This is a genomic window from Phaeodactylibacter sp. (assembly GCF_022763345.1).
Classification (GTDB): Bacteria; Bacteroidota; Bacteroidia; order Chitinophagales; family Saprospiraceae; genus Phaeodactylibacter.
Window position 1 is genome coordinate 20,070 of the sequence record NZ_JALEGS010000046.1, and the last position, 26,379, is coordinate 46,448.

A 26,379-nucleotide genomic window follows, 5' to 3' on the forward strand; every position below is an offset into this window, starting at 1 on the left:
AACTCAATTCTCCCGGGATTATTGCCCGTCACGGTCCAGAAGGTTGCGTTTTTGAAAATCGGTTAGGATGGCCTTCAGCACTGCGTTGGTGGCCCGGTTGGCAGCGATGCCCGCTCCCCATTGTTTCCAAACTCCCTTCAGCACCCAGGTAATGAAGCTACCGAATAGGCTGGGCTTTACCGATTTGTGATTGTGGTGTTGCAGGATTTGGTGTACCTCTGCCTTTAGTTTTTCCTGCTCAGGTACTGGCTCCGGCTTTTCGTACTTATCGGCATTCAGGAAGACCTCCCGCAAGCGGTGGCGGATATTGCCCTCAATGCTGATGAGCTCTGAAGGCTTGAGGCGCTGACGCTCCGGAAGAGGAATTTCCGGGTTATCTTTTTTTCGTTGGTCAAAGTTCATATCCGGTACAATAGGGTACCCATCTACGGATTCGCTGTAGAACCGCTTGTGGCGCTCGTCGCTTGCATCCCAGTCCCGGAAGACACTATCTTGCTCCGCTGCCTTAGAGGTCGGAATGCAGAAGTAATTGCGTAGGAAACTCTGGCAATTCCGGCGGCCCAGCTCAAAATCATGTTCCCGGAAGCCCCGGCTAAAAAAACCACCGAAACCATCAAGCGAACCGCAGGAAATAGGGTAGGGGTCCTTCTGATCGCCTTCCCGGCGGGAGGGGAATATCATGCGCAGGGTATGGTCAGAAGACAAGCCGCCGACCAAGTCGCTTTCTTTCATCATGGCCTGCCCCCGGATTGCGCCCAGGACTTTGGGGACCAGCTCAATCAACTTTGGAGTTTCCTCCCGGTCCTGCTGCGTTTCCCCTTCAAAGTTGGGGAAAGGGTCAATCATGAGTACCGCGTAATTCTGACCGGGGTCGTTCTGGCTTTTTTCCTCCAGTGCCCGGATCACTTCCCCAAAAGGTTCATTATTCACGGTGCCGCCGTCAACAGCGTAAAAGTCAAACGTATCTTCCTCTATTTGGATGCGCAGCCCCTGTGTAGGCAGCTCCCCTTCCTCGTGCCGCTTGGGCGAAAACATGCGGTCTACCATCGCCCGGATATAGGGGGTCTGCGTATTGGTCAGATGTCTTGGAGCAAGCCCCAGGGGAAAGGCGCCTGTGGCCTTGGCACATTGCAATAGCGTAGCCCGGTCTATCTCCTGTTCCGGATTGAAAGGCAGGGTGTGACTGTGGTGTTCGGCTCCGGTCGTATTCACTTTAAAATGCGCAATACCTTTGTGAAGGTACATGCGGTGGGCCGGCTTTGGGGGTTCGCTGAATGCCCGCTGCTTTTTGACTTCGTCGAAAAAGTTTACAGCCAGGGGAATGCCTCTCAGGCTTGTAATGGTGAGAATGACCTCCAAATCCGGAGCGATATAATCTGGTAACTTCGTGATCCTTTTGAGCTCAGCAGCCCGGTCGGCGATCTGGTCTATGGGCTTGGAATTGAGCAGAGAAATAACCCCACCGTGCTCTTCAATGTCTTCAGTTTGAAGCATCTGTAGCAGGGTAGACATTTTGCCGTCTCCCTTATCGTTAAGGTTGACCCAAGCTTCGTACAGTTTGTTTTGTTCCTTATTCGGGTTGTCATCGTTGATGGGGCGCAACCCTTCAAATAAGCCAAGCGCAGTAATTGCCGCTGTCATCCCACCGGCAGAAGAGCCCCCCATCACCTCAATGACTACATCGTGCATAGGCACGCTGTGGTCGTACTCCGGGTGGTCTTTTCCCAATTGTTTGTTGCGCTCTTTAGCGCCTTCCCATTTAGACAGGGTCTCCAATAAGTAGTCAATGACACCAGCTGTGTAAGCACCTGCGGAGACAGCCCCCGCCATTGCAATTCCAATTTTAAAGACTTTCTGTTGTTCAGCCATGATTGTATTTGAGGTTTAGGAGGCAGATCACCAACCCGCCTCATCAAAGCTAGGGCTTTTTTGGAAATGCAACAACTGAATTATCGCAGCCCCCGCTTCCGCAGGTTTTCCCGGTAAATTGCGGCATTACGGTTGTGAGCTGACAGGGTCCTGGCAAACGAGTGCAAGCCAGAGCCATCGCCCTTGGCGCAGAAGTAAAGGTATTCGTGGTCCTCAGCATTAAGCACCGCATCAATACTTGAAATGGACGCCATGGAGATAGGGCCCGGAGGCAGCCCTGCGTAAAGGTAGGTGTTGTAGGGCGAGTCGAATTTCGTGTGATAGTCGGTTACCCTGGGCGTACTAAAATCGCGCCGGGCAAAAACGGCGGTGGGGTCGGCCTGAAGGGGCATTCCAATACGAAGACGGTTGAGGTAGACGCCAGCCATTCGGGGTTTTTCGGTGCTGACCAGGGTCTCGCGCTCCACGATGGAAGCCAGGGTGTAGACCTCGGCGGGCGTCATTTCCTTCTTGGCGGCTTTCGCCCGGCGGTCCTTTTGTTTCCAAAACCGGTCATGTTCTTTGATCATGCGGTCCATAAAGGCTTCCGGAACGGTATTCCAATAGAATTCATAGGTGTTAGGGATGAACAGGCTCATCAGGGTTTCCGGAGTATAGCCGATGGAGTCGAGGTAAGCCTCATTTTGCATCAGGTTTAGGAAAGCCATGGAATCCTGTTCTAAAAAACCAGCGACTTTCCCTGCTACTTCTTCAATGAGCCGCTCATTGTGCAGTACGACATTCAAAGGGGCTTGCGGACCATTGCGCAAATGCCGGATAAGCTCAATGTGGTTCCAGCCAGGCTGCAGTTCAAACCGGCCGGGGCGCATGAGCGCGCGCTCGTAGGCCATGCGGTCTGCCAGTACCCGGAATACCTGCTCATCCTGAATAAAATCCTGTGCCTTCAGCAAATCAACAACTTCTTCAAAAGTAGATTGGGTGGGTATTTTTACAATATAACTGTCCAGCCCTTCTGGCACTGCTACTTTCGCCAGAAAGGCATTATAAAGATACAGCCCCGTTCCTATGATGGCTACTGTCAGGAGCAGCAGCGTGGTCTTCACAGCTCTTTTCATAGTGTTCGTCTTTTAATATTGGCCCGTTCTTCTTCTAATACTGCTCTTTTTCATTAGGGAAATCCCCGGAGCGTACATCATCGCCGTACTGCTCAGCTGCACGTTTGATCTCATCGAAAAGGTCGAGGTAACGCCGCAGGAAACGTGGTTTGAAATCTTTAGTGATGCCTAGAAGATCATGGGAGACCAGGACTTGACCGCTGACATCAGGGCCGGCGCCGATGCCGATGGTGGGGATGTCGATGCTGTCTGTCACCCGCTTAGCGAGGGAGGCTGGGATTTTTTCCAGTACGATGGCAAAGCAGCCCAGTTCCTGCAACAACTTTGCATCCTCGATAAGCTTATTGGCTTCGGCTTCTTCCTTGGCCCGCACGGTATAAGTGCCGAATTTATAGATGGACTGCGGGGTAAGACCAAGGTGCCCCATTACCGGCACGCCTGCCGACAGGATACGCTTGATGGACTCCTGAATTTCGGCACCGCCCTCCAGCTTGACGGCGTGGGCCCCGGATTCCTTCATAATGCGGATGGTGGATTCCAGCGCGATGCGGGAGTTGCCCTGATAGGAACCAAAGGGCAGGTCGACGACTACCAGCGCCCGTTTGACCGCCCGGACCACCGAGGAAGCGTGGTAGATCATTTGATCAAGCGTAATAGGCAGCGTGGTTTCGTGGCCAGCCATAACATTTGATGCAGAATCGCCTACCAGCAGTACATCAATATTGGCAGCATCGAGGATGCGCGCCATTGAAAAGTCATAAGCTGTGAGCATGGTGATTTTCTCATCCCGCTCTTTCATTTCCTGAATGACGTGAGTGGTCATTCGTTTGATATCTTTGTTGACGGACATGCGTTCCAGTTTTTTTTGGAGCCACAATATAGGCTCAATTCCGTTTGACAAACAAATATTGGGCGGCCTTTGGTTGAATCAGGTTAGCGGCAGCAAAAAACAATTCCGTCTTTTAAACGTCAATGCCTGTTTATGTCGTTTGTGTTATTGAAGGTAATTAGATTACCTTTGCGTTTGCTTTAACGATTACTGCATAATTTTTTAGAATGAAATTACTCAAGCCTACTATTTTACTGCTGGTTCTGGTGATGGGCTGGAGCGCATGCTCTACTGAAGTGAACCTGGAAGCAGAGTGGAAAGATATTCCCATTGTATACGGTTTTCTCAATATTCAGGACACGGCACATTATGTCCGGGTCCAGAAAGCCTTCCTTGAACCCGGAGGAGATGCATTGGAAATTGCCCAAAATAGTGACTCCATTTACTATGATGAGGTTACCGTAGTATTGGAAAACCTTACACAGGGGACCTCCTTTGTGCTGGAACGGGTCAATGGAGAAAACGAAGGCTACGCCAAGGAGGACGGCTTATTTGCCAATTCTCCAAACGTCCTTTATAAAATAAGCGCTGAAGAGGCTAATCTGGAGGGTGGTGATGAGGTTTCCATCCGTGTAGAGCGGGGCGATGAGGTTTCTCCTGCAACAGCAGAGACAATTGTGTTGAACGAGATCGATTCCGTAGGCTCGTCTCCCTCTCCCAATATCAACAGATGGCGCTATAATCAGTTGCTGTCGGTAGCTTGGAGGCCAGGCCCGGAAGCAAGGATTTTTGATGTACGGTTTATCATCCACTACCGGGAAGTTACGCCTGGGGAAATGATGGAACCGGTCCCGAAAACGGTGGAGTGGGTAGTGAATAAATCCGTTCTACGGGAAGATGCTGACAGTGAAAGGGAAAAAGTAGATATCTCAGGTCAGAGTTTTTATTCCTTCCTGGGTAGTGCCATCCCGCCAAGCCAGGGCGAGATCCGGTTGTTTGACTACATAGATATCGTAATTACCGGGGCCGGTGAAGAGTTTAGGGACTATGTTTTGGTAGAACAGGCCAATACAGGAATTACTTCGGCACAGAACATTCCCGTATACACCAATATTGAGGGCGGTTTGGGGGTTTTTACCTCTCGCTACCAGTTGAGGCGCCGTGGTTTGCGCTTAGGTGGAGAAGCACGAGATTCCCTGGAGAATGGTATATTCACAAGAGATATTAATTTTAACTAAAAGGATTATTTCTTTTCCGCTACAAGAGGCTTGTCACCGAAACAGGGGGCAAGCCTCTTGTAATTGAATTAAAAAGTGGTGCCTGCTGTAACATTTGGGTTTTCGGATTGATCAATGGGTGAAAATCCCATTAATCAATTTCCCAAAAAACCAGAATCATGGCAAAGCACCTTGAAAAACAACCGGAAGACAGGCAGCCATTGGTGGCGTTGGCTTTCCGAAAGGATGGCCGCCTGCTCTGCAAAGGAGCTTTTAAAGACGGCAACACCGTATATTTTGATGTAGAAACCAGGGCGCTTCGGCAATCTCGTATTTTTATTCTTCCCGAGCCCGAAGCAGGTGTCGAGCTGACGTCCCTCAGTGTAGAACAGTTGGAACGGCGGCTGGCTTTTGAGCCCCGGCTACGCTTTAATGAGGAGGGAGGGCTGATTTTTGAGCGCATTCCCGACCGAATCCGCGAAATTTGGTGGTGGCGCCGTTGCTGTATTCGGGGCCGTATCACCAACCGGGCATCTGTAGAAGGGCAGCTGGAAACCTACCCGGTCTGTAATGCCATCGTGCACATTTGCGAAGTAGACCGTATCCGATGGTGGATTGACCGGATCGACTCTGATTTACTGGAACAGCTGCGGGGCGATTTGCTCGAGCGCATTCCTATCCCCATTCCGGAGCCGCCCCGGCCACTGCCTGACCCACCGCCATTCCGGCCTGAAATCGGGCTGGAGCTGTTGCAAAATGCCAGTTCAAACATTTCTGTGAACCGGGAGCCACAAGCAACCCTGGAAAGCACCGCTCAGCTTCAGCTACTGCATCAGCAAATTCAGCGGGTGGACGGAGTGCAGTTCCGGAATATCCTGGCAGATCATTTTACCCGATTTTTTCCATACTTCTGCAATTTTCCCTACCTCTGGCCCTGGCTGTACCGCTGCGATGAAGTAGCGGTTGTGGAAACCGATCAGAACGGGCGGTTTGAAGCCTGCATCTGGCATCAGAGCGATCAGCCGGATGTCTATGTGTGGGTGGAATATCCTTTGGATGGTGGAAACGCCACGGTGCACCGCCCTCGCGTACCCTGTGCTACGTACTGGGACTACGAGTGCGGAGAAGACATTAATATTCAGCTTGCAGATAGCCGCATTCCGCCGGTATGTGGAGGGATTCTGGAAGGGACCTCAGTGGCCATTCGGAGTATTGGTACGCATGTTTCTCCTTTGCACATTGACCAAAGATTTACTAATACCATTGCTTTGCCCGGGGACAGTAATTTCCGGACCGTTGGGCTTACCAATTATGCGACAAAGGAGCTGAAGCATTACAGCCCTAGCCTGGAGCATCAGTACGTGCGCCCGTTCACTGGCGATTTTGGTCTCTATGCACAGTTTGGTGACGGGCTTCCGGCCAGCAATATTCATTACTTCCAGGTGCAGTACCGCCGGACACATGACGCTATCCTTGGCTCCAATAGTTCAGACTGGAAAGTTCTGGACAGTGGTTCGCTCAAACGCCGCTACGTTTTGCAGGATGGGCTGGATTTCAGATATGAGGATTACGACCTTGGCCCTATGACGGTCAACGGGAAAGCAGCCTATCGCATTCCACCACTTGATCCGCAGTTGCCTGGAATTGACGGGCAGCCGGCTTCTTCAGACCCAACTGCCCGGTGGACCCGCTACGACCGGGTGGCTATTGGCCGGGTCAATACCGAACTCCTGGCGGAAGGGCTCTACGAATTCCGGGTCCGCTTCCTGGATCAAAATGGCAATTTGGCTAATGTCAACGCTGACTTTTTCCGGGTGCCCGACCCTGAGAATCCAAACTCCACTATGGCTGCACCGGAAGCCTACATTCGGCAGGTCGGAGGCAATGCTGTTTTCCAGTTCAGAATGCGAGTGGACAATCAGGGGCCAAGCCTGGGCATTATGGGCGTGTCACTTGATGGTGACGCTGATGCGATGACCAATTGTGGCTTTTTAGCTTATGATTCTTTGAGCCAGCAGGTAGGGCTTTCCTTTAGGGCCCGCCATCCTCAGGGTTTCGGGCTCTTTAACTTCAATTTAGAACGTGGGCGGCGAAACAGCCTGGTCAACCACTTCAATCTGGGAGATGCCAGAGGAGTCGTCACAGGCAGCAAAGCGCCTTATACCCTGGGGTCAGATGGCATTTACCGGGCTTCCTTTTCGGTTGCGGCATTACTGGCTGGTTGTGGAGACAAAGCTGCTTTTTCGGAAAGCTTAACTGTAGTGGGACTGCATACCGATGGCACCCACGCCGGCAATTTCTTTTGGCGCTCCGTGAACAATGCTTTTGCCATAGCGCCCCAATAGCACAAAATTGAGAATGGTTGGCTTCATCCGATGCCTGCTTTCGAACATGTAGAGATTCAGCAGGTTGAAAGGATGAAGCCATTTTTGGCAATGACCGAAAACAAAAACCATTATGAAAACGACAATTAAAATTCTTTTTAGCCTGGCACTGATCAGTCTCATCAGTTGCGATGTGGACCAAACTCAGGAAGGCGAAATGCCTGAGGTAGATGTAGACGTTGAGGAAGGTGAAATGCCTGAATACGACGTAGACTGGGCAGATGTTGATGTGAATACCACTACTCGCACGATCGAAGTGCCTAAGGTGGTGGTGGTTATGGAAGAAGAGCAGGTCGAAGTCCCCGTAGTGGATGTCGATATGCCAAATGAGGAAAAAGAAGAACGGACCATTATGGTAGAAGCCCAGGTAGCGGAAACCAGTCATGAAATTGAAATCGAGGGCGTCTATGCCTCCAAGAACCGGTTGTTCGTTGTTTCTGAGCTGGAAAATACCGGACAAGACCTGCAGCAGCAAACCATGCGTGTTTCCGACCAGATTGTGCTGAATGCGCCAGACCTTGATGTGAAGCACTACATCATTGGTGAGAAACCAAGGGGTGACTTTAACAATCAGTATACCTATATCTCCAGTAAGTCTGAAATTTCTGATAAGCTAAGCAAGGCTACAGAAATATTGTAAACCCCTAAAAACTACAACCATTATGTCTACTGTCTCTGGCAATAAACTACTTCTGGTCATTTTGGCCATTATTTTTCCCCCACTTGGCGTAGGGCTCCATACCGGGCTGACTTCAGAATTTTGGATTAGCCTGGTCCTGACGCTCTTGTTTTACCTTCCGGGGCTCATTTACGCGCTGTGGGTCATTCTTTGAGAAGAAATAGTCCATGAACATATTGTACTACCGCCAGCTTTGGAAACAAGGCTGGCGGTTTTTTTTAGCTAATGACGCCATTTACCACGCTTTGTGCTTCCTCCTGCAGCTGCTTCAGGTGGCCCTCGCCTTTGAAGCTTTCCGCATAAATCTTGTAGATATTTTCAGTGCCGGAAGGGCGGGCGGCAAACCAGCCGTTCTCAGTAGCTACTTTTAGCCCGCCGATGGCAGCCCCATTGCCTGGTGCTTCCGTCAGAATGGCCTCAATAGGCTCACCGGCCAAAGTGGAAGAAGTGATCTGATCGGCAGATAGCTTTTTTAGCTTGTCTTTTTGATCAGGCGTTGCGGGCGCATCAATACGGGCGTACACCGGCGAACCGAAGGCCGCTGTGAATTCGTTGTAAATTTCACCCGGATCCCTGCCAGTCGTAGCTGTGATCTCACCAGCCAGCAGCGCAGCAATGATGCCATCTTTGTCGGTGGACCATACCTTGCCGTTTCGGTCCAGGAAGGAGGCACCGGCGCTTTCCTCTCCACCAAAGCCCAGGCTGCCTTCAAACAATCCGTCTACAAACCATTTGAAGCCTACCGGGACCTCCACCAGCTTACGGCCGAGTTTCTTCGCCACCCGGTCTATCATTTGGCTGCTCACCAGCGTTTTGCCAATACCTGTATCTGCTGACCAGCCCGGTCGGTTTTGAAAGAGAAAATCTATGGCCACAGCAAGGTAGTGATTCGGCTGCATCAACCCCTGGCTGCGGGTCACAATTCCATGCCGGTCGTAATCGGTATCACAGGCTACAGCTACTGCAAAGCGGTCTTTGAGCGCGAGCAGCCGCTGCATGGCGTAAGCGGAGGAAGGGTCCATGCGCACCTTCCCATCCCAGTCCAGCGACATAAACCGGAACGTCTGGTCCACCTGTGTATCTACAATATTCAGATTGATATTGTAACGGTCAGCAATGCGTTCCCAATAGCGTACACCAGCGCCGCCCAAAGGGTCCACGCCGATTTCCAGGCCTGCACTCCGTATGGCCTCCAGATCGATCACCTGATCCAGGTCGCCGGTGTAGGCATCAAGGTAGTCGTAAGTTTTCGTGGTATTGGCTTTCAGGGCTTTCTGCAGGGGCATTCGCCTGACCTCCCTGAGCCCGTTTTCGAGGATTTCATTGGCTTTAGCCTCAATCCAGGAGGTGACGCTGCCTTCTGCCGGCCCCCCATTGGTCATGTTGTATTTGAACCCTCCATCCTGAGGCGGGTTGTGCGAAGGCGTAATGATGATCCCATCTGCCAGCCCGCTTGTCCGTCCGGCGTTGTAGGTCAGAATGGCGTGGCTGACCGCAGGGGTTGGGGCATATTCATTATTAGCGGCAATCATCGTTGGCACCTCGTTGCCGGCCAGGACCTCCAGCGCGGTAGCCTGTGCGGGCTCCGAGAGGGCATGCGTATCCATGCCCATAAATACCGGTCCGGTGATGCCCTCCTTTTGCCGGTAAAGGCAGATGGCTTGTGTGGTAGCCAGGATGTGGTCTTCGTTGAAGGAAGCTGTAAGGGAAGAGCCCCGGTGGCCGGAAGTGCCAAAAGAAACCCGCTGCGTACGTTCTGCCGGGTCCGGCTTATCCGTAAAGTATGCGGTGATCAGGCGGGGGAGATTAACGAGTTCGCCAGTAGTGGCCGGCTTACCGGCATTAGGGTGAAGTGCCATGAGCTGGGTTGGGTTTGGTTGGGCTTAAAAATAGGGGACAGGGGGCGGGTGTGCAAGTAGTTTATAAAAAAAGCCCAGCTGCAACTGCAACCGGGCTTTCGGGGTGCCCACGAGAGGACTCGAACCTCCACGTCGTTAGACACATGAACCTGAATCATGCGCGTCTACCAATTCCGCCACGTGGGCTTGTTTTTTGCGGGTAAATTGCTCTTCCCGCCTTCTATACTTCGTACCGACGGCGGTCATTCCCGTTAGTGCATCTGTATGTAAGGTCACTGCGCTTCCAACAGCTGCAACATCGGGATAAACTTCTCTTCCCGCCTTCTATACTTCGTACCGACGGCGGGAATCGAACCCGCACTCTGTTGCCAGAACTGGATTTTGAATCCAGCGCGTCTACCAATTCCGCCACGTCGGCATAAGGTTGCCGATCAATCGGTGCTGCAATACTTCAATTGCGGATGCAAATATAGAGTGGTATTTTCAATTTGTAAAGCAAATGGAGCGAAAAAAGTTCCAATAATAACGCCCCATTTGCTTTACGGCTGATAGTCAGTGGATTCCTAACTAAAAAAACTGCGGATAATATCCAACCCGTTGGCATACAGCACCAGCCCGATGACGATGATGAAACCGACGATTGTAGCCCGCTCCAAAAACTTATCGCTCGGCTTGCGGCCCGTGACCATTTCGTAAAGCAGGAACATCACGTGCCCGCCATCCAGTGCCGGGATAGGCAGGAGGTTCATAAATGCCAGGATGAGGGACAGCACCGCCGTCATCGTCCAAAAACGCTCCCAAAGCCATTCGTTGCCAAACATAGAGCCAATGGTGCCGAATCCGCCAAGGCTTTCGGAGGCTTTGATGCGCCCGCGGAACATCTGACCAAAGGCTTTTACCTGATCGCCCAGGAAGGTCCAGCCCTTTTGCACACCGGCTGGCATAGCCTGCGCAAAACTGTATTCCTTGCGCTTAGTGCCGAATAGCTCACCTGCCGTTATCCTTTCCACGCCGATCATACCGTTTTTGGTGGTCTTCAGAGCCATCTGAAGGGTGTCCGATCCGTTGCGAAGCACCGTAAGGTCTACCTCCACGCCATCTTTGCCGCGGATACCTCTCGCGAAGTCGATAAACCAGGGCGTAGGCTGCCCGTCCAGCCCAATAATCTGGTCTTCGGGTTTGATACCTGCTTTTTCAGCGGGCCCATCTTCCATTATATCCTTAATTTTGAAGGGCATACGGGGGTAGAAGAGCGCCTTGTTCTTGTATTCGTAGCTGGAGAGGAGCGTAACGTACTTGGGGTCAATGGGAACTTCCACTTCCCGGCCTTCCCGTTCCACCGTGATCTGGTCTGCATTATTGATAATGATTTCCCGGACCACCAGACGGTCGTTGAATTGTTCGTAGGGCTTACCAGCTATACTGAGAATGTGGTCTCCATCGCGCAGCCCCATTTCCTGCCCCAGGGAATCCACCTGAATGCCGTATTCGAGGTTCTCGTTGGGCAGGTATTCCTGACCGTATACCCAAAGCACAAAACCATAGAGCAGGAAGCCGAGAATAAAGTTGACCGTCACACCACCCAGCATAATAATGAGCCGTTGCCAGGCCGGCTTGGAGCGGAACTCCCAGGGCTGAGGCTCCTGGCTCATTTGTTCGGTATCAAAGCTCTCATCAATCATGCCGGAAATCTTGACATAACCGCCCAGGGGCAGCCAGCCGATCCCGTACTCGGTTTCTCCAATTTTTTTCTTGTACAATTCGAACCAGGGGTCAAAAAAGAGGTAGAATTTCTCCACACGGGTTCCAAACAGTCGAGCAGGTAAAAAGTGACCCAGCTCATGCAGTACAATCAAAATAGAAAGGCTAAGCATCAACTGCCCGCCCATGATCAGATAATCCATATATTATTTTCTTCCTTGCAGGATGGTTAGTTTATCGAACAAAAGAACAGCTTCGTTCCGGTTATGTTGTTTAGGAGCGGGCAAAGGTAGTTAAATATTATATTAGCGCCGCGGATTTCAGGACGAAACGAACCGGAACAGCAAAGTTAGGAAATGAATATTTTTTTTACAGATCAGGTGAGAGGGGAGGTAGCGGCACTTCCTGAAAGTGAAGCCCGGCATTGTATTCAGGTGCTTCGCCATAAAGTCGGTGACCGTATCCACTTCATAGATGGGCGCGGTGGGCTGTACGAGGGGGAGATTACTGAGGCGGGCAAAAAGACTTGCCTGCTGAAGGTCATATCTCACAAGGAAAACCATGGCAAACGCCCTTACCGGGTACATCTTGCAGTTGCCCCGACCAAAAACATCAGCCGGATGGAGTGGCTGCTCGAAAAAGCCACTGAAATCGGATTGGATACCTTCACGCCCTTGCTTTGCAGTCATTCCGAGCGCCGGGTGCTGAAGCTGGAACGGCTGGAAAAAATTGTCCTCTCCGCTGCAAAGCAGTCCGTTAAGGCCTATTTGCCGCAGCTCAACCCACTGATTGGTTTTGAAGATTTTCTGGAAAGCACAGACCGCGAACCCGGGCGCTTCATCGCCTATTTAGGAGAAGGCGTTAAGGGGGCCTTAAAACAAAACTACAAGGCCGGGCAAGACGTTTGTTTGTTAATTGGTCCGGAAGGCGGGTTTAGCCCTCAGGAAGCTGAAGCAGCCGTTAGAACGGGATTTACGCCTGTCACTTTAGGCGAAAGCCGGCTGCGGACGGAAACAGCAGCCCTCGTGGCTTGCCATACTATTCATCTTTTAAACGCATAACTCATGTTGAAAACCGGAATGGCGCTTTTTGCAGTTTTTTTACTGGCTTTTACCTCACCTTTTGACCCAGGGGCAGGAACTTTGAAGATGGGGCTGCTCAAATACAATGGCGGGGGCGACTGGTATGCCAACCCGACTGCACTGCCTAATCTAGCTGCTTTTTGTAATGCACAGTTGGGCACTGATTTCGATACGGAATATGAGGAAGTCGAAGTGGGAAGCGTGGAGCTGTACAACTTTGCTTTTGTGCACATGACCGGGCATGGAAATGTGGTTTTCTCAGATGCAGAAGCAGAAAACCTGCGCAATTATCTGTTGGGCGGAGGCTTTCTCCATATCGATGACAACTATGGTATGGACCCTTACGTTCGGGTGGCGATGAAAAAGGTATTCCCGGAGCAGGAATTCGTGGAGCTGCCCTTCGAGCACGAGGTTTTCCGCCAGAAGTTTGAGTTTGAGAATGGGCTGCCCAAAGTGCATAAGCACGATGATAAGCCAGCTCAAGCCTTTGGATTGTTCCACGAAGGCCGGATGGTTTGCCTGTACTCTTTCGAATCAGACCTGGGTGATGGCTGGGAAGACGAGGACGTACATAATGACCCTGAGCCCATCCGCCGCCGGGCTCTTCAGATGGGGGCTAATATCATACAATTCGCCTTTCAGCAGTGAACCTTACTGCCAGATCATTGACCGTTTGCGCCGAATGTAGTTCCGAACATTCAGCCAGAAGGCCACGAAAATGTACATAATGACCGGCGACCCCAGGGCCACAAACGAAATGTAGATAAAATTGATGCGCACGCGGGCAGAAGCAATCCCCATTTTGTCACCGAGATAGCTGCATACGCCAAACGCCGATCTTTCCAGTAAATCTTTTACGTATCGCATAAGCCAATTTTTGGTCAGGCACTTCAATTCCATGCAATGCCGGACAGGCTACCGCAACCTGTCATCCGGTATAACGTCTGATCAGGTCGAGTCGTTGCCGGCAGGCGGGATTCTGGTCAAAAAGCATAGCCATACCCGCTATTGTTGTGGAACAAGTCCCTAACAATAAAATAGGCAAATGGATTACAGGACCGGCAAAAAAATCAGTTTTGCCGGATGTAGCCCTTACTTATTCGGCGATAGCCGTCACCGCATCATTCATAGATACCTGCTCATAAACAGCAGCGCCATTTTCCAGCGAGTGGCCAGGCTCTTGGATGTTGCCTTCCGAGCCGGAAAAAAGAAAGAACGCACCGGCGGTGCCAAAAACGAGAAGCAATGCGATGATAATGGTTTCGATGTTTGATTTGTTACGTGCCATGATGTTTGGTTGTTTGTTGCAGCGGCAGCACTGGCGGGGCTGAAAGCTGCGGTTTAGGAATACGGGGGGCTTTCCCGGCGGGGCGGCTGAGCGCTCCGACGCGGCATAGGGAGCCCGGGGCAAGTGCGGGGCACTTTACCGGGCAAAAGGTTTCGACAAGGCACAGCAAGGGCTTTCAGCTTCCGTAGCACCGGAGGCTGTTCTTATGGAGCGGGCATAGCTCACCCCCTTAGCGCCGTGCGGTCAGGCACGAGCTATTCAGGCATAGGAGTAGCAGGGCAAGCGGATACACTTGCCGAAAATACAGGCATACATCGGCCACAATGATAACCGGGTGTTGATCAGGCTATCAGCCAAAAAATGTACGGGGCCTGCAGGGTACGCTACGGTACCTGGCCAATACTGTGTTTGAAATCGGTGGTTGTAGATGGCCTGCGAATTGCAAGCGTAGGAGTGTTGTTTACGGAGGAGATGGTACGGTGCAGCCTTTTGGGCAGTAGTTGCCCAGGCAGTCTGCACCCGGTTTGTAAGGGTTCTGCATAGGTTGTCTTGGTTTACTGAATGATTATGATTGTTGGCATACAGTTTTCCAACTGTGCCTATGCAAATATTATAAAAATTATCTATATAAGTATAATCCGCCTGTATTTTATTAAAAAAAATCTTCATTTGTTTCTCTGTATTGTGTTCATCTACAGAGCTACAAAATATATGCCAAAAATATTATGTGTTTATTTTAAACTTGTACTTACTGCCTTGGGCGTGCTTTGGGGGGGCAGCAAAAGCCACAGTCTGCCGTAGGATTTAAGGTTGCTGGCTTCCCGTTCAGCCGCATCTCCAATACCAGTGTAGAAGTCGACGTGCCCGGGCCCACGGATAGCGCCGCCGACATCCTGCGCAATAAGGAGGCGATAGTCGTGGCCGACCACCCGCTGTTTGCGGTTGTCAAAGATGGGGAAGGCGGCGAGCAGGCAACTGCCTAATGGAATATACCTGCGGTCTACCGCGATAGAATATCCTGGAGTCAAAGGCACATTGCCTGCTCCAGAGGGTTCGGACTGCTGGCGTATAAAGAAGGTGTAGGAAGGGTTCTGGAAAAGAATGGTATCAGTCAGGGAAGGATTCTTGAGCAGAAATTTGCGGATACCCCGAATGGAGAGGTCGGCAATATCCAGGTCAGCCCGGCCCTGTATGTATTTCTCAATACTGAGATAAGGATGACGGTTGCTGCCGTTGTAGGAAAAGAGTTCCCGGGAGCCATCTGGATATTCCACATAACCGGAGCCTTGTACCTGCATGTAATACAAGTCCACTTTATTCGAGGCGTAGGCCAGCTCAAGGCCCATGCTGTCAAGTACCCCGTCCCCTTCGATCTGCGCACGCGTAGGCAATGGTCCTTCCCAATCGAGTGGGCGGCTGTAAATCGGATATTTGAAAGCTCCTGATGGTTCCCGGGATACTTTGATAACAGGGGTAAAGTACCCTGTGAACTGCACATTCCCACGCTGGTCCCGTCCCCAAATCTGATGTGCATCGAGGTATTTGGCCATACCAAAGGGCTGTGCGTGCTGCCAGGCGGCAAGCATTTCGGTCACTTCGCGGAGCGCTTCGTGGCGTATCCTTAGATTGCCTACCTGGTAATTGCTCCGGCTTCGGGCAAGGTCCAGCAGTTTAAGGTTGTGCTGCAACGCTTCGACCGCTTTACCATCAATAATTGGCAACGTAAGCGAATCCAGAGGGGTAGGAGTGTAAATATCCTGCTGCTTAGGTTGGCCCTGTACCCTTCCATATCTGTCAAGTTTCAATTTTTTGGGCTTGTGGCGTGCATCAGGCATGTCAACCGGTAGTTGCCCCGACTCCGGAGTGGGCCCGCAGCCATTGAGAGCAGTGAGCGCCAGGCAAATGACAGCCGTGCGTATTTTCATGAGGAGATAGGTTGATGCCACCAACAATTATACTATAAAATTTAGTGACTTCCAAAGGGCTTTTGGGCAGTGATCAGCCCGTAGTACCAAAGCCCCCGCCGAAGCGCTTGAAACTGCCGTACACTGCCCACGATATTGTTGTGCTGCGCGCGGGTCCGGACCCCAAGCGGATAGAGCAAGTAATTGGCCCAAAGCCAGCGGCGCGAAATCAGGTAGAGGTTTTTGAGCGAGATGAATGCATAGCGGGTGAAATCTTCTATTTGGATATTTTCGAAGGAGGTATTTTCCAAATGGACGCGGTGTTCCTCAGCAGTATCCAGGTCTGGGATGGCCCAGCGGTTGACCCAATCGAGCAGCAGTGTTTCCTGTGCACTAGGGAGTGGCCTTAGGTATCGGATGTACTCAGCAATAACAATTCGGCCTCCGGGTTTTAGCAGGCGTGCGGCTTCCCGGTAGAAGGCGGCTTTGTCCTCGGCGTGGCAAAGGCTTTCGCAGGCCCAGATGACATCCAGGCTGCTGTCTTCCAGAGGCACCTGACAGTAGTTGCCTTCAAAAAATCGGCAAAGGTGGGTGAGCTTGCGTTCGGAAGCCTGTTTTTCAGCGGTGGCCACCTGGGTTGCAACAGGCGTAATACCGGTTACACGGACAGATTTTTGAGCAGCCAGCCACAAACTGCTGCCGCCATTCCCGCAACCGGCGTCAAGCACGTGCTCACCAGGCTCAACCCTGCTTCGTGCCGCCATGATTTGGTTGGTATTCAGCAGCGCCTGATCGTGTGTACGGTGGTTGCGGTCATAAAACCCGAAATGGACGGCCTGATTGTCTTCGTTGAGCCACGCCACCTGATAGTCAAACCGAGTTTCATCATAATAACGAATGATATCTCGAAAATGAGAAGTCTGTAGGGGAGAGGTGGGCATAAGCTCCTTGTTCTGTTTCTGCAGGCAAAATAGGGAAATTTTGAGGACTGCAATGAAAAGAGCGCAGCCCCACCAACCAATCGGCTGATGGGGCTGCTATAAGTAGAACAATGAGTTTGTATTATGCCCTGCCCTTTAGCATCATGTTCCAGTACATGAATGGCAGGCCGTACTTCTTGAGCACCCACATTGGGTAGAGCTCCTTTGAGGTATCGAAGAACTTGGACAGCATCGGGTCACTGTCCCGTTCTCCATCGTAATTGAACTCTGCGAGTACCATTTTGCCGTAGCCGGTCACGAGCGGACAGGAGGAGTAGCCTTGATAGTCGTTGTTGAGCTTGCCGTCATTAGCGATAGCGTGGAAGAGGTTCTCCACTACAACCGGAGCTTGCTTGCGCACAGCGGCACCGGTTTTGGCTGTAGGCAGGGCAGCGGCATCTCCCAGGGCAAAAACATTTGGGTAGCGCTTGTGCTTGAGGGTGTTGATGTCTACTTCAATCCAGCCTTTGGTGGGGCCTTCCTGAACAGCTAGTTTTGACTCCTGAATAAAATCAGGTGCAGCTTGTGGCGGGGCAAGGTGGAGCATATCAAATTCCATCATAGCGGTGCCTTCCACGATCTCTTCCTTTTCGGTATCGCGATAGTTGTAGCAGACTGCAGAAATCTTGTCGTATTCCTTTACGATATCAAAGTACACCCGTTTGTTCTCCCCGTCAATCTTCTTAATCCGGTGGAAGAAACGCAGTTGCAACCCCTTGCGGTCTACGACTTTCATCAACGTCGACTTGAAAGGTTCCACACCGAAGATCACGCTGCCGGGTGTGATAAACAGGATATCTGACTTTTCACGTACGCCCTGCTTGCGCCAATAGTCATCAGCGAGATACATAATCTTCTGAGGGGCGCCACCGCATTTGATAGGCGTTGCGGGTTGTGTGAAAATAGCGTTGCCGCCTTTGAATTCCTGCAGTACTTCCCAGGTATAATCTGGATCCACATAATTGCTGCAGACCTGATTTTTATTCATGGTTTCTTCCAGGCCTTCAATCTGCGAATAGTCGTACTTAACTCCTGGGCAGGCCACCAGGTAATCGTAGAAGACCTTGGTGCCGTCTCTGAGTACGACCTCGTTGCTGTCCGGATTAACGGAAGCCACATATTCCTGAATCCACTGCGCGCCTTTGGGTATAAGGTCACCCATGTTGCGTTCTGTATCTTTGTAATTAAAGGTACCCGCCCCTACCAGCGTCCATGCGGGCTGATAATAGTGCTTTGATGCCGGGTCAATGATGGCAATATCCAGGTTTTTGTCTTTGAGCAGAAGTTGAGCAGCAACTGTAATGCCAGCTGTGCCTGCTCCAATAATCACTATCTGATGTTTCATGTGAATTGGCTTTAATAATGTTTGGTAAAGTAACGGCCAATCCTTTTTTTCTTTTGTGTTCAAAGTCACAGAGCAAGGTGATAATTGTCATCCTGATAATTGTATTATATCAATCCAACGACTTGATATTAGGAAGTCTGCCAGGAACTCTGGCTAAAGCTTCTTACTGGGATGGCAGCTTGCCCCGGTGCAAGTTGTATAAATATTAAACATTCAGCCACGAATAAAAACCGAGTTCTATTACTACTCCAGCTTAATAGCCTAACGTTTTCATTGTCGCTGATCCGGATTTTCCTTTTCGAGGTAAATGTCCCCGAAGGTAACAGAGATTGTGACATTCGGATAATACTCCGCCCGGGGCTGAAATTCTACCTTCTTAATCTCATCGGTATTCTTCAGGAATTCCATTTTTAGATTGCTGGGAAAGTAAATACTTCCGTGCTGAGCCGTAAGAGTATAGCCGTAGTCCAGCAGTCTGGGATCGAAAAGGAAAATATCGCTTTTTGTGCCAGTAATGTTGAGGTCCAACAACCCGGCTGAGGCCGAAAGGATGCGCACGTCTCCATAGTTGGCTTCAATGCTGTACCTGCCTTTTATTTCCTCCAGTGTTACATTCGAGCGCCGGGCGTTGATGGTCACATTGCCATCCAGCCGTTTGCCGGAAACATCGCCAAAGCGGGAGGAGAGGTCAATGCTGCCTTGTACATTTTCCAGGCCTACCGGACTGAACTCGCCCTGATAGCGGAACCGTTTGGCGAGGTTAATGACATTGGCGGTTCCAAAATAGTTTTTCAGGTAGACCGGGCAGTTTTCCGGCACTTTTACGACATAGCGGGCCGAAAGGTTTGATGCAGGCTTGGGGGCGCCTTCGGGCACGGAAATATAGTTGCGCACGTAGATTTTGTTCCGTACGCGCTCTGCGATGTACTTGATCGCTTCGATATCGGACTGCGCAGTAGCTTTGTCTGGGTGTTTGGCAATAAACTCCACCGTCAGGGAAATTTCGTCCTTATTCCAGGTTTCAATGGAGACATCAGCTTTTTCGCCTTCGATGTTTACCTCATAGGTCTCCCTGTATTTAAAGGTTTTTTCCAGCCGTTTAGTAATGACATGCAGATTGGTGGTTTGCGCCATTAGCCCGTTATCGGAAAAGCCCAGTCCGTAAACGGTGAGCACGATCCAAAGCAGCTTTGGGAAAAGCCAGCTTAGGCTTTGTTTGCCAGCCTGCAGCGCCCGAAAAGTCCGGCTTGCGCTAAATAAAGGGTTCCAATTTTTCATGATTGGTCCAGCTATTTTGATTGGCAGTGGTGATTAAATTTGAGCAATCATTTCCCGGATTAGACTGGAGCGTTCCTTTTCGATCTCGCTCATTTGCCGGATGAGCTGAGTGTCTTTTCCATAGCGCTCCATCATTTTGGCTACTTCCTCTTGTGCACCCTTCAGGTCTGCCCATTCTGAAAGTAGCAGCTCATAGGCGGGCAGTTGTTTAGCCACAGGGTCTTCGCGGAACTCATCCACTGCTTTTTGCATCAAAGCATCCGCTTGCCCCCAGTCTTCAATACTGGCAAACTGCGCATTCGTAGTTTGCTGATCGTAAGAATAGGTGGCTCGCAACGGAGCTGCCTCTTGCTGTGGCCAGGCCCACCAGAGCCCAACCAGCAATGCAATGGCAGCCGCAGCTCTGGCCACTACCATCAGTTTGATCCTACGGGCGGGCGGCCTGATCTCTTGTTCGATAGCCGTCCAGGTTTCAGCCGGAGGCGCATACTGTGGGAGCTTTGAAAGGGCGTCCTTCAGCCGTTGTTCAGCGGCATCCGCTTCAAGCGTTTCTGCAATGCGTGCCCAGTTCTGAGATGGCGGTGCATAATCAGGCAGCTCATTAAGGGCTGCATGAAGTGTGTCTTCGCGGGCATCTTTATCTAATTCCCGGCCGATCTCCTGCCAACATTTCGCCGGGGGAGCGTAAACCGGCATGCGGGAAAGTGCATCCTTAAGAGTCGTGCGGTTTTGCTCAGTCATCGTTTAGGAATTGTAATGTTCTAATGTTTCGCGCAGCCTTTTTTTAGCATGGAAAAGCTGCGATTTGGAGGTCCCAACCGAAACGCCCAGCATTTCTGCCACCTCTTTGTGCGGGTAGCCTTCAATTTCTACCAGGACGAATACCGCCCGGTAGCCCTCGGGCAGGGCCTGAATAGCCCGTTCAAGGTATTCAACATCGAGTTGGTGCCCCCAGTCTATGGCTTCTTCTCTTGTGTTATGCTCCAGAGGTTCGAACTTGATCTGCCGCTTAATATGGCTCAGTGCTGTGCGTACGACAATCGTCTTGATCCAGGCCCCAAGCGTGGATTCCCGCCTGAACTTAGGCAGTGCCCGAAAGACCTTGATAAAGGCATCCTGTAAAACATCATTGGCGGAATCAAAGTCGTTGGTAATCCGGTAGGCTGCTGTGTACATGGCTTTACAGTACCGCTCGTACAGCTCGCGCTGCGCGAGGGGGTCGTGGGCCAGGCAGCCTTCAATAAGTTCTGATTCCGTCATACTTTTTGTCGCATAAACCATGAGCCTGGAGTTCTCCTTTAGTATTCGGTTACAAGGAGCATTCCGGGCAGGGGGTGGGTTGTATAAGAAGAAAAAAAATTACTTGCCGAGCAGCAAGCCAAGTGAGAAAATCAGCCGCTCGGGGCGCTGATCAAAATCATAACGCTGCTCATTGAAATACATATGGTCGCCAAACCTGGTGAAGTTGCCCTGGTAGCGCACATCGAGCATGATGTTCCAAATATCCAGCCCCGCCCCAATCTGATAACCGTAGGTCAGGTCTTCAAAACGCTGCTCATAGTTTTCATAGGCCAGTAAATCAGAGGTGCTGTTGATGTAGACGTGCCCCAATGGCCCGCCACAGAGCCGCAGTGCACCAATTCGGTAGTGGAGCAGGAGTGGGATGTCCAGGTATTGATATTTTTCGGAGAGGACTTTACTGACCGCTCCGGAACTCCTGAGTTCTTCCACTTCATAATCTACCCGGTTGGAATTGAAAATGACTTCGGGTTGGACGATCCATTTCTCACCAAGTGGGATTTGCAGTACGAACCCTCCCTGAATGCCAAATTGCGCCTCGTCTACATCGAGGTTCAGCTCCGGGGAGCTACCTCCTCCGGGGATATTGTTGGGGCTCGAAGGGACATTCAGGTTGACCAGCCCGGCGCGGATGCCCAGGCGGACCTGAGCAGATAAGGTTAGGCTGCACAGCAACAGCAGGGTGATTAGAGTCGGGAGTTTCATATGCATGTGTTTTAATAGGTTTTCAACTTTTTTCTAAGCTAAATATCCGGGATTTTAGCCCCTTGCCCGGCCCTGAAAAGGGATTTTCGTGAAGGCTGCAGAGCCAATTAAGCCTTTTTTGATCACCGGGCATTTTTTTCGATCAAAGGTACGCCATCGGTGGTCAAAGCAGGCGAATGGGGCCATTTGTCCCCAAAAGTAAACGGAGCGGGCGCTTTGGGGTTGCGATCGTATTTTTATTAACCACAAATTTAGGCTATAATTGCCATCTTAGACGAAATCAGATCTTGCCTATGGAAATCAAACAAACCGCATTTGCCGGAAGCTATGCGAAAGAATCACAATGCCCTCGCGATGGTAAGCCGGAGTACGCTTTTATCGGCCGCTCAAATGTAGGCAAATCCTCCCTGGTCAATATGCTATGCAAACGCAAGAGTATTGCCCGTATTTCCCGTACACCCGGAAAAACCCAGCTCCTCAATTACTTTCTAATCAACGGGGAATGGTACCTGGTGGATTTGCCGGGATACGGCTACGCCAAGATTTCCAAAAAAAAGCGGCAGGAATGGCAGCGGATGATCCGGACGTACCTCAAAACCCGGTATACCCTGCAATCGGCCTTCGTGCTCATTGACAGCAATGTGCCCCCTCAGGAAATCGATCTTGATTTTCTGAACGAGCTGGGGGAGGAGCAGATACCTTTTGCCATCGTTTACACTAAAGCTGACCGCCTTAAACCACAGGAACTGGAGGACAACCTGGCGCAAATCAGAAAGGCCATCCTGCAGCACTGGGAAACCCTGCCTCCTGAATTTATCACCTCTTCCAATACCGGCCTTGGCCGGGAGGAACTGCTGGCCTATATTGATCAGGTCAATCAGCAGTATTTTGAACACCATGAGGACCTGTAGAAACCGGGGCGCCCGAACGTAGAAGCCAATGAAGAAGAAAGAACAACAAGCCGGTTATGAGCATGTGATCCCTGAGATCGAAGACTGGCCGATCTATAAACTGAGCCAGGACCGTCGTAATTTTATTGCGGACATCGATCAGTTTATCACTGACCGCTTTATGCAGCAGCCTACTCCGCAGCTTACAGATATCCTGTCCAAGACCATTTACCTGGAGCGTATCCGTATGAAGGAGGAGCCCTGGAAAGTGGACCCGCCGAACGAACGTCAATTTTGGCGTAAAATTCGTAAGCAGCTGATGGGGCAGTCGCTGGACCGCAGCGAGGAAGAAGCGCGCCGGACCAATGAAGAGCTGCTCCGGAAAATCGTTCATCGGTATTCCGAAGAAATCGTGGGTACTTTCCAAAAAGGCACTTTCCTCTTTGCCCGCCGCTTTTTGACCTTGTTTTTCACTCGTTTGCTCAACACTGCCGCGAGCCGTAACTGGCGGCGGTTTTGGGGCAGCAAGCACCGGCTTCAGGACCGGCTTTTGGTCAGAGGGCATGTAGAGACCATACGGGCGCTGATGAAAAAAGGTACGGTAGTGATCGTCCCCACTCATTTCAGCAACCTGGATTCTATACTGATTGGGTATGCACTGGACTCCTTTGTAGGGCTGCCCTCCTTTTCCTATGGAGCAGGACTCAACCTTTATAATACTGGTTATACGGCTTACTTTATGAACCGCCTCGGTGCTTACCGTGTGGACCGGCGTAAGAAAAACCCGATCTATCTGGAAGTACTCAAAGGCATGTCCAAACTTTCCATTCAGCGCGGGGTCAACAGTCTTTTCTTCCCGGGAGGCACACGCTCACGTTCCGGTGCCCTGGAGACTAAACTGAAGCTGGGCCTGATGAGCACTGCGGTGGAAGCTCAACGGGCCATCTACGAGGAAGGCCGGGAGGAGAAGGTTTTTATCTGTCCGCTTATTCTGGGCTATCACTTTGTGTTGGAGGGGCAGTTCCTGATTGATCAGCACCTTAAGCGGATGGGCAAAGAGCGCTACATGCAAAGCCGGGACGAGTTTTACAGCTTCCGAAAACTGACCAAATTCATTTGGCAGTTCTTTTCCCAGGAAAATGATATAACCCTGTCCTTCGGGCAGCCTATGGACGTGCTGGGCAACTACGTGGATGCCGATGGCCGCAGCTTCGATCAGTACGGTAATGCAATCAACCTGGAGGAATACTTTTATACTGCCGGGAAGGTCACTAAGAACCTGCAGCGGGAATCAGAGTACACCAAGCGGCTGGGGGAGCGCATTGTGGAGCGCTACTTCAAGGACAATATTGTGTTGACGAGCCACCTGGTGGCCTTTGCTGCTTTCCAGATTGTGAAAAACAAAAACAGCCGCCTCGATCTCTACGGCATTTTGCGCTTACCGGCAGATGATTATGTCTTTCCGAGGGCGACCATGCGGGAAGTGGTCGGGCAGCTGCGGCAACGCCTCATTGATATGGCAGGGGCCGGGGAGGTGAAATTGTCAGAACAGGTGATGTATGACGTTGATCAGCTCATAGAAGATGGGATCAGCCGACTGGGGACCTACCACATAGCCAAACCATTGCGCTTTAATAAAAAGCGGCAAATCATTAGTGAAAGCTTCAAGGTATTGTATTTTTATCACAACCGCCTCACCGGCTACGGGCTGGAAGAAAAGGTGCAGTGGAAGCAATTTGACCTTGAAATGGTTTAACCTCTATGATCAAACGGTTTTTTCTTTCGGAACGCAATATGATGGCTGCAATCCTAGTCAATGCAGTGCTCATCTTTATGCTGTACTTTCCGGGCTGGCGGCACAATGAGTGGCTGGAGCTCATAGACCATGTCTTTATTTTGTTTTTTCTGCTGGAGGCCGCTGTTAAACTGTACACGCTTAAGCCTCGCCGTTATTTTGCTGATCCATGGAACCGTTTTGACCTGATCATCGTGCTGGGCAGCCTGCCATCTCTGCTGGTACAGGTCATACCTGTGCCCGATACTTCCCTGTTGATCATCCTACGGTTATTTCGCCTGATCCGCCTGATCCGGTTCATCCGTTTTGTGCCACATTTGAGCAAAGTAATCACTGGTCTGGGGCGGGCGCTGCAGGCTTCTCTATTTGTGCTTTTGGCGTTATTTTTCCTGAATTTGCTACTGGCCATATTTACCTGCCACTTCTTTGCAGATATTGCTCCGCAGTACTTTGGCGACCCCCTGATTGCATCTTATTCTATTTTCCAGATGTTTACCGTGGAAGGGTGGAACGAGATTCCCGCCACGATTGCCCAAAGTTTAACCGAGCAGCAAGCGCAGGCTGGGATTTTTAATACAAGCGTCCTCATTGGTCTAACCCGGCTTTACTTCGTGCTGGTGGTATTGCTGGGCGGCGTTTTTGGTATGTCGCTGGCCAATGCCGTGTTTGTCGACGAAATGACCATGGATAATAATGATGCCCTGGAGCGTAAGGTCGATGATCTGCATAACGAAATCAGGGAACTTAAAGCCCTGCTGCTGCGTAACGAACAAAAAGAAAACCCATGAACTTCATCGTTTACGATCTGGAAGCTACCTGCTGGGAAGGGCGGCCGCCCAATAAAACTCAGGAAATCATTGAGATTGGTGCGATTTCAATCAATGGTTACGGAGAGGTTACGGGCTCTTTCAATAAGTTCATCCGTCCGGTACTCAACCCCAATTTGTCTCTTTTTTGCCGCGACCTGACCTCTATTGAGCAGGAATACGTAGACCGGTCTAACGAATTCCCCGAAGTTATTGAACACTTTCAGGATTGGGCGGAGATTTTTGATGAGGATTATCTGCTTTGTTCGTGGGGTGCCTTTGACCGCAAAATGCTGATTCAGGATTGCGAGCTGCACGGAATGGAGTGGGAGTGGGCAGAGCACCACCTGAATGTGAAAAAGGAATATGCCAGAATGCGTGGGCTGCGCCGGCCGCGTGGTCTGCGCGCTGCCGTGGAAAAAGAAGGGTTTGAATTCACCGGCACTCACCATCGCGCGATTGATGATGCCGAAAACCTGGCCAAGTTGTTCATCAAGTATCTTGATGAATGGCAGTATTAAAAGAACCGGCAATGCGCAGTTGCATTGCCGGTAATTCTTTCGTTAGTTCGTTCCGTTTAGAAACCCATACCTACCGTGAGCTTGTAGAAAGAGTCATTTCCTTCCAGCACATCGCTACCGAAAGCAAAGCGTGCCCAGGTGCTGCCGTTAGGGTTGGAGAATTGCAGATAGGGCCCTACCCACTGATAAACATCGGACGATTCGTCCACATCAGATCCACCAGATAGGATGAGGTGCTCCCAGTGCGCACCAAAAGATAGGAAATCCAGTGCTTTGTAGCCTGCGTTCAGCCAGTAGTGGGTGTAGGCCAGTGTGGAACCTTCCTCTCTTAACGGTGCGTAGTAACCCAGGTAGAACTCGCCCTCCAGGCGCTCCGTGCTTAGCCCAACGGTAAGGTTAGGCACGATGCCATCACCCATAATTCCGGGTCCGGCCGTAGCGCTGGAGAGCAGATTGCCTCCCAGAAAGCCGATCTGAGGGGTTATGCTGATTGACTCAGACGCCTCAAAGCTTACCCCCATGCCAAACTCTGTCCAGTTGCCCCAGCCTCCACCGGTGCCGCCAGACCAAAGGATTCCATAAAAGGTGAAGTCTAATTTGTCGCTAACGCTGTACCCCCCGGAGAAGAAGGGGTAAAATCCAAAGAACTGATCGGAATTCAGGGTGACGTTCATACTGAACTTGTCTTCTTCCTGAGCCTGAGCTGAGAAGACCAGTGCCAGGCAGCAAATTGTGGCAAGTGCCAAACGCTTGAGTCGGTTAACATGCTTCATTTTAGTGAGATTTGTTGGTTGTAAAATAAGTATTCAGGCCACTGCCTGCGCAGCAACCGA

At 51.0% G+C, this 26,379-nt stretch carries 25 protein-coding genes and 2 tRNA genes; 10 read left to right on the forward strand and 17 right to left on the reverse strand.

What is annotated here, in order from left to right:
* Window positions 1–18 precede the first annotated feature (18 nt).
* From MRY86_RS11875 to panB, 3 genes are all read right to left on the reverse strand, one after another.
* Window positions 19–1,869: a patatin-like phospholipase family protein gene (locus MRY86_RS11875; RefSeq protein WP_293571499.1), complete on the reverse strand. Its 1,851-nt coding sequence runs from the start codon at window positions 1,867–1,869 to the stop codon at window positions 19–21.
* Between the two features lie 80 nt (window positions 1,870–1,949).
* A complete protein-coding gene (mltG, locus tag MRY86_RS11880) occupies window positions 1,950–2,984 on the reverse strand; it encodes an endolytic transglycosylase MltG (protein WP_293571501.1) in 1,035 nt (344 codons plus the stop codon).
* 34 nt (window positions 2,985–3,018) lie between these two features.
* Complete coding sequence (gene panB, locus MRY86_RS11885) at window positions 3,019–3,834, reverse strand: 3-methyl-2-oxobutanoate hydroxymethyltransferase (protein WP_293566003.1); 816 nt, start codon at window positions 3,832–3,834, stop codon at window positions 3,019–3,021.
* A gap of 206 nt (window positions 3,835–4,040) precedes the next feature.
* Here panB and MRY86_RS11890 point away from each other — a divergent pair, with 206 nt between their 5' ends.
* The 4 genes from MRY86_RS11890 (at window position 4,041) to MRY86_RS11905 (ending at window position 8,247) form a co-directional block, all read left to right on the forward strand.
* On the forward strand, window positions 4,041–5,051 hold the full coding sequence (locus tag MRY86_RS11890; RefSeq protein ID WP_293566001.1) for a hypothetical protein: 1,011 nt from the start codon (window positions 4,041–4,043) through the stop codon (window positions 5,049–5,051).
* A gap of 158 nt (window positions 5,052–5,209) precedes the next feature.
* Window positions 5,210–7,375, forward strand: coding sequence for a hypothetical protein (locus MRY86_RS11895; protein ID WP_293571503.1), 2,166 nt, complete (start codon window positions 5,210–5,212; stop codon window positions 7,373–7,375).
* A 112-nt stretch (window positions 7,376–7,487) separates the two neighbouring features.
* Window positions 7,488–8,054: a hypothetical protein gene (locus MRY86_RS11900; RefSeq protein ID WP_293571505.1), complete on the forward strand. Its 567-nt coding sequence runs from the start codon at window positions 7,488–7,490 to the stop codon at window positions 8,052–8,054.
* Between the two features lie 22 nt (window positions 8,055–8,076).
* Window positions 8,077–8,247 carry a YqaE/Pmp3 family membrane protein gene (locus MRY86_RS11905; protein ID WP_293571507.1) on the forward strand — a complete coding sequence of 57 codons (171 nt, stop codon included), beginning with the start codon at window positions 8,077–8,079 and terminating at the stop codon, window positions 8,245–8,247.
* A gap of 64 nt (window positions 8,248–8,311) precedes the next feature.
* Here MRY86_RS11905 and pgm read toward each other — a convergent pair whose 3' ends face one another.
* The 4 genes from pgm to rseP all read right to left on the reverse strand — a co-directional run bounded on the left by pgm (window position 8,312) and on the right by rseP (window position 11,856).
* Entirely contained in the window at window positions 8,312–9,952 is a 1,641-nt protein-coding gene (gene pgm, locus MRY86_RS11910; protein ID WP_293563292.1) for a phosphoglucomutase (alpha-D-glucose-1,6-bisphosphate-dependent), read from the reverse strand.
* A 104-nt stretch (window positions 9,953–10,056) separates the two neighbouring features.
* Window positions 10,057–10,138 (reverse strand) — tRNA-Leu (locus tag MRY86_RS11915).
* A 148-nt stretch (window positions 10,139–10,286) separates the two neighbouring features.
* Window positions 10,287–10,370: transfer RNA gene (locus MRY86_RS11920), tRNA-Leu, on the reverse strand.
* Between the two features lie 145 nt (window positions 10,371–10,515).
* The gene (rseP, locus tag MRY86_RS11925; RefSeq protein WP_293563291.1) at window positions 10,516–11,856 is read right to left on the reverse strand and encodes an RIP metalloprotease RseP; all 1,341 of its coding nucleotides are present in this window, start codon (window positions 11,854–11,856) and stop codon (window positions 10,516–10,518) included.
* A gap of 153 nt (window positions 11,857–12,009) precedes the next feature.
* Here rseP and MRY86_RS11930 point away from each other — a divergent pair, with 153 nt between their 5' ends.
* Both MRY86_RS11930 and MRY86_RS11935 read left to right on the forward strand, forming a co-directional pair.
* Complete coding sequence (locus MRY86_RS11930) at window positions 12,010–12,714, forward strand: 16S rRNA (uracil(1498)-N(3))-methyltransferase (protein ID WP_293563290.1); 705 nt, start codon at window positions 12,010–12,012, stop codon at window positions 12,712–12,714.
* An 18-nt stretch (window positions 12,715–12,732) separates the two neighbouring features.
* The gene (locus tag MRY86_RS11935; protein WP_363325364.1) at window positions 12,733–13,383 is read left to right on the forward strand and encodes a DUF4159 domain-containing protein; all 651 of its coding nucleotides are present in this window, start codon (window positions 12,733–12,735) and stop codon (window positions 13,381–13,383) included.
* Window positions 13,384–13,386: 3 nt separating this feature from the next.
* On the opposite strand, the gene MRY86_RS11940 is transcribed toward MRY86_RS11935, so the two are convergent.
* The 9 genes from MRY86_RS11940 to MRY86_RS11980 form a co-directional block, all read right to left on the reverse strand.
* The gene (locus tag MRY86_RS11940; protein WP_293563288.1) at window positions 13,387–13,602 is read right to left on the reverse strand and encodes a PspC family transcriptional regulator; all 216 of its coding nucleotides are present in this window, start codon (window positions 13,600–13,602) and stop codon (window positions 13,387–13,389) included.
* A 229-nt stretch (window positions 13,603–13,831) separates the two neighbouring features.
* The gene (locus tag MRY86_RS11945; protein ID WP_293563287.1) at window positions 13,832–14,023 is read right to left on the reverse strand and encodes a hypothetical protein; all 192 of its coding nucleotides are present in this window, start codon (window positions 14,021–14,023) and stop codon (window positions 13,832–13,834) included.
* 731 nt (window positions 14,024–14,754) lie between these two features.
* A complete protein-coding gene (mltA, locus tag MRY86_RS11950; protein ID WP_293571509.1) occupies window positions 14,755–15,948 on the reverse strand; it encodes a murein transglycosylase A in 1,194 nt (397 codons plus the stop codon).
* 41 nt (window positions 15,949–15,989) lie between these two features.
* A complete protein-coding gene (locus MRY86_RS11955; protein WP_293568347.1) occupies window positions 15,990–16,868 on the reverse strand; it encodes a methyltransferase domain-containing protein in 879 nt (292 codons plus the stop codon).
* A 121-nt stretch (window positions 16,869–16,989) separates the two neighbouring features.
* Window positions 16,990–18,252, reverse strand: a complete 1,263-nt coding sequence (locus tag MRY86_RS11960; RefSeq protein WP_293568349.1) for an FAD/NAD(P)-binding oxidoreductase — start codon at window positions 18,250–18,252, stop codon at window positions 16,990–16,992.
* 270 nt (window positions 18,253–18,522) lie between these two features.
* Window positions 18,523–19,530 (reverse strand): hypothetical protein, encoded by a 1,008-nt coding sequence (locus tag MRY86_RS11965; RefSeq protein ID WP_293571510.1) that lies wholly within the window; start codon window positions 19,528–19,530, stop codon window positions 18,523–18,525.
* Window positions 19,531–19,563: 33 nt separating this feature from the next.
* A complete protein-coding gene (locus MRY86_RS11970; RefSeq protein ID WP_293570470.1) occupies window positions 19,564–20,271 on the reverse strand; it encodes a hypothetical protein in 708 nt (235 codons plus the stop codon).
* Window positions 20,272–20,274: 3 nt separating this feature from the next.
* Window positions 20,275–20,790, reverse strand: a complete 516-nt coding sequence (locus MRY86_RS11975) for an RNA polymerase sigma factor (RefSeq protein WP_293570471.1) — start codon at window positions 20,788–20,790, stop codon at window positions 20,275–20,277.
* 99 nt (window positions 20,791–20,889) lie between these two features.
* Window positions 20,890–21,534: a porin family protein gene (locus MRY86_RS11980; RefSeq protein ID WP_293570472.1), complete on the reverse strand. Its 645-nt coding sequence runs from the start codon at window positions 21,532–21,534 to the stop codon at window positions 20,890–20,892.
* 293 nt (window positions 21,535–21,827) lie between these two features.
* Here MRY86_RS11980 and yihA point away from each other — a divergent pair, with 293 nt between their 5' ends.
* Genes yihA through MRY86_RS12000 form a run of 4 tightly spaced genes read left to right on the forward strand, consistent with a single transcriptional unit; the run spans window position 21,828 to window position 25,546 of the window.
* Entirely contained in the window at window positions 21,828–22,445 is a 618-nt protein-coding gene (gene yihA / locus MRY86_RS11985; protein ID WP_293571512.1) for a ribosome biogenesis GTP-binding protein YihA/YsxC, read from the forward strand.
* A gap of 28 nt (window positions 22,446–22,473) precedes the next feature.
* Complete coding sequence (locus MRY86_RS11990; RefSeq protein WP_293570474.1) at window positions 22,474–24,180, forward strand: 1-acyl-sn-glycerol-3-phosphate acyltransferase; 1,707 nt, start codon at window positions 22,474–22,476, stop codon at window positions 24,178–24,180.
* Window positions 24,181–24,185: 5 nt separating this feature from the next.
* Window positions 24,186–25,007 (forward strand): ion transporter, encoded by an 822-nt coding sequence (locus MRY86_RS11995; RefSeq protein WP_293570475.1) that lies wholly within the window; start codon window positions 24,186–24,188, stop codon window positions 25,005–25,007.
* Window positions 25,004–25,546, forward strand: a complete 543-nt coding sequence (locus MRY86_RS12000; protein ID WP_044226084.1) for a 3'-5' exonuclease — start codon at window positions 25,004–25,006, stop codon at window positions 25,544–25,546. Before MRY86_RS11995 ends, MRY86_RS12000 begins: the two co-directional genes overlap by 4 nt.
* 56 nt (window positions 25,547–25,602) lie before the next feature.
* Here MRY86_RS12000 and MRY86_RS12005 read toward each other — a convergent pair whose 3' ends face one another.
* Window positions 25,603–26,319, reverse strand: a complete 717-nt coding sequence (locus tag MRY86_RS12005; RefSeq protein ID WP_293570476.1) for a DUF6733 family protein — start codon at window positions 26,317–26,319, stop codon at window positions 25,603–25,605.
* Between the last annotated feature and the right edge of the window lie 60 nt (window positions 26,320–26,379).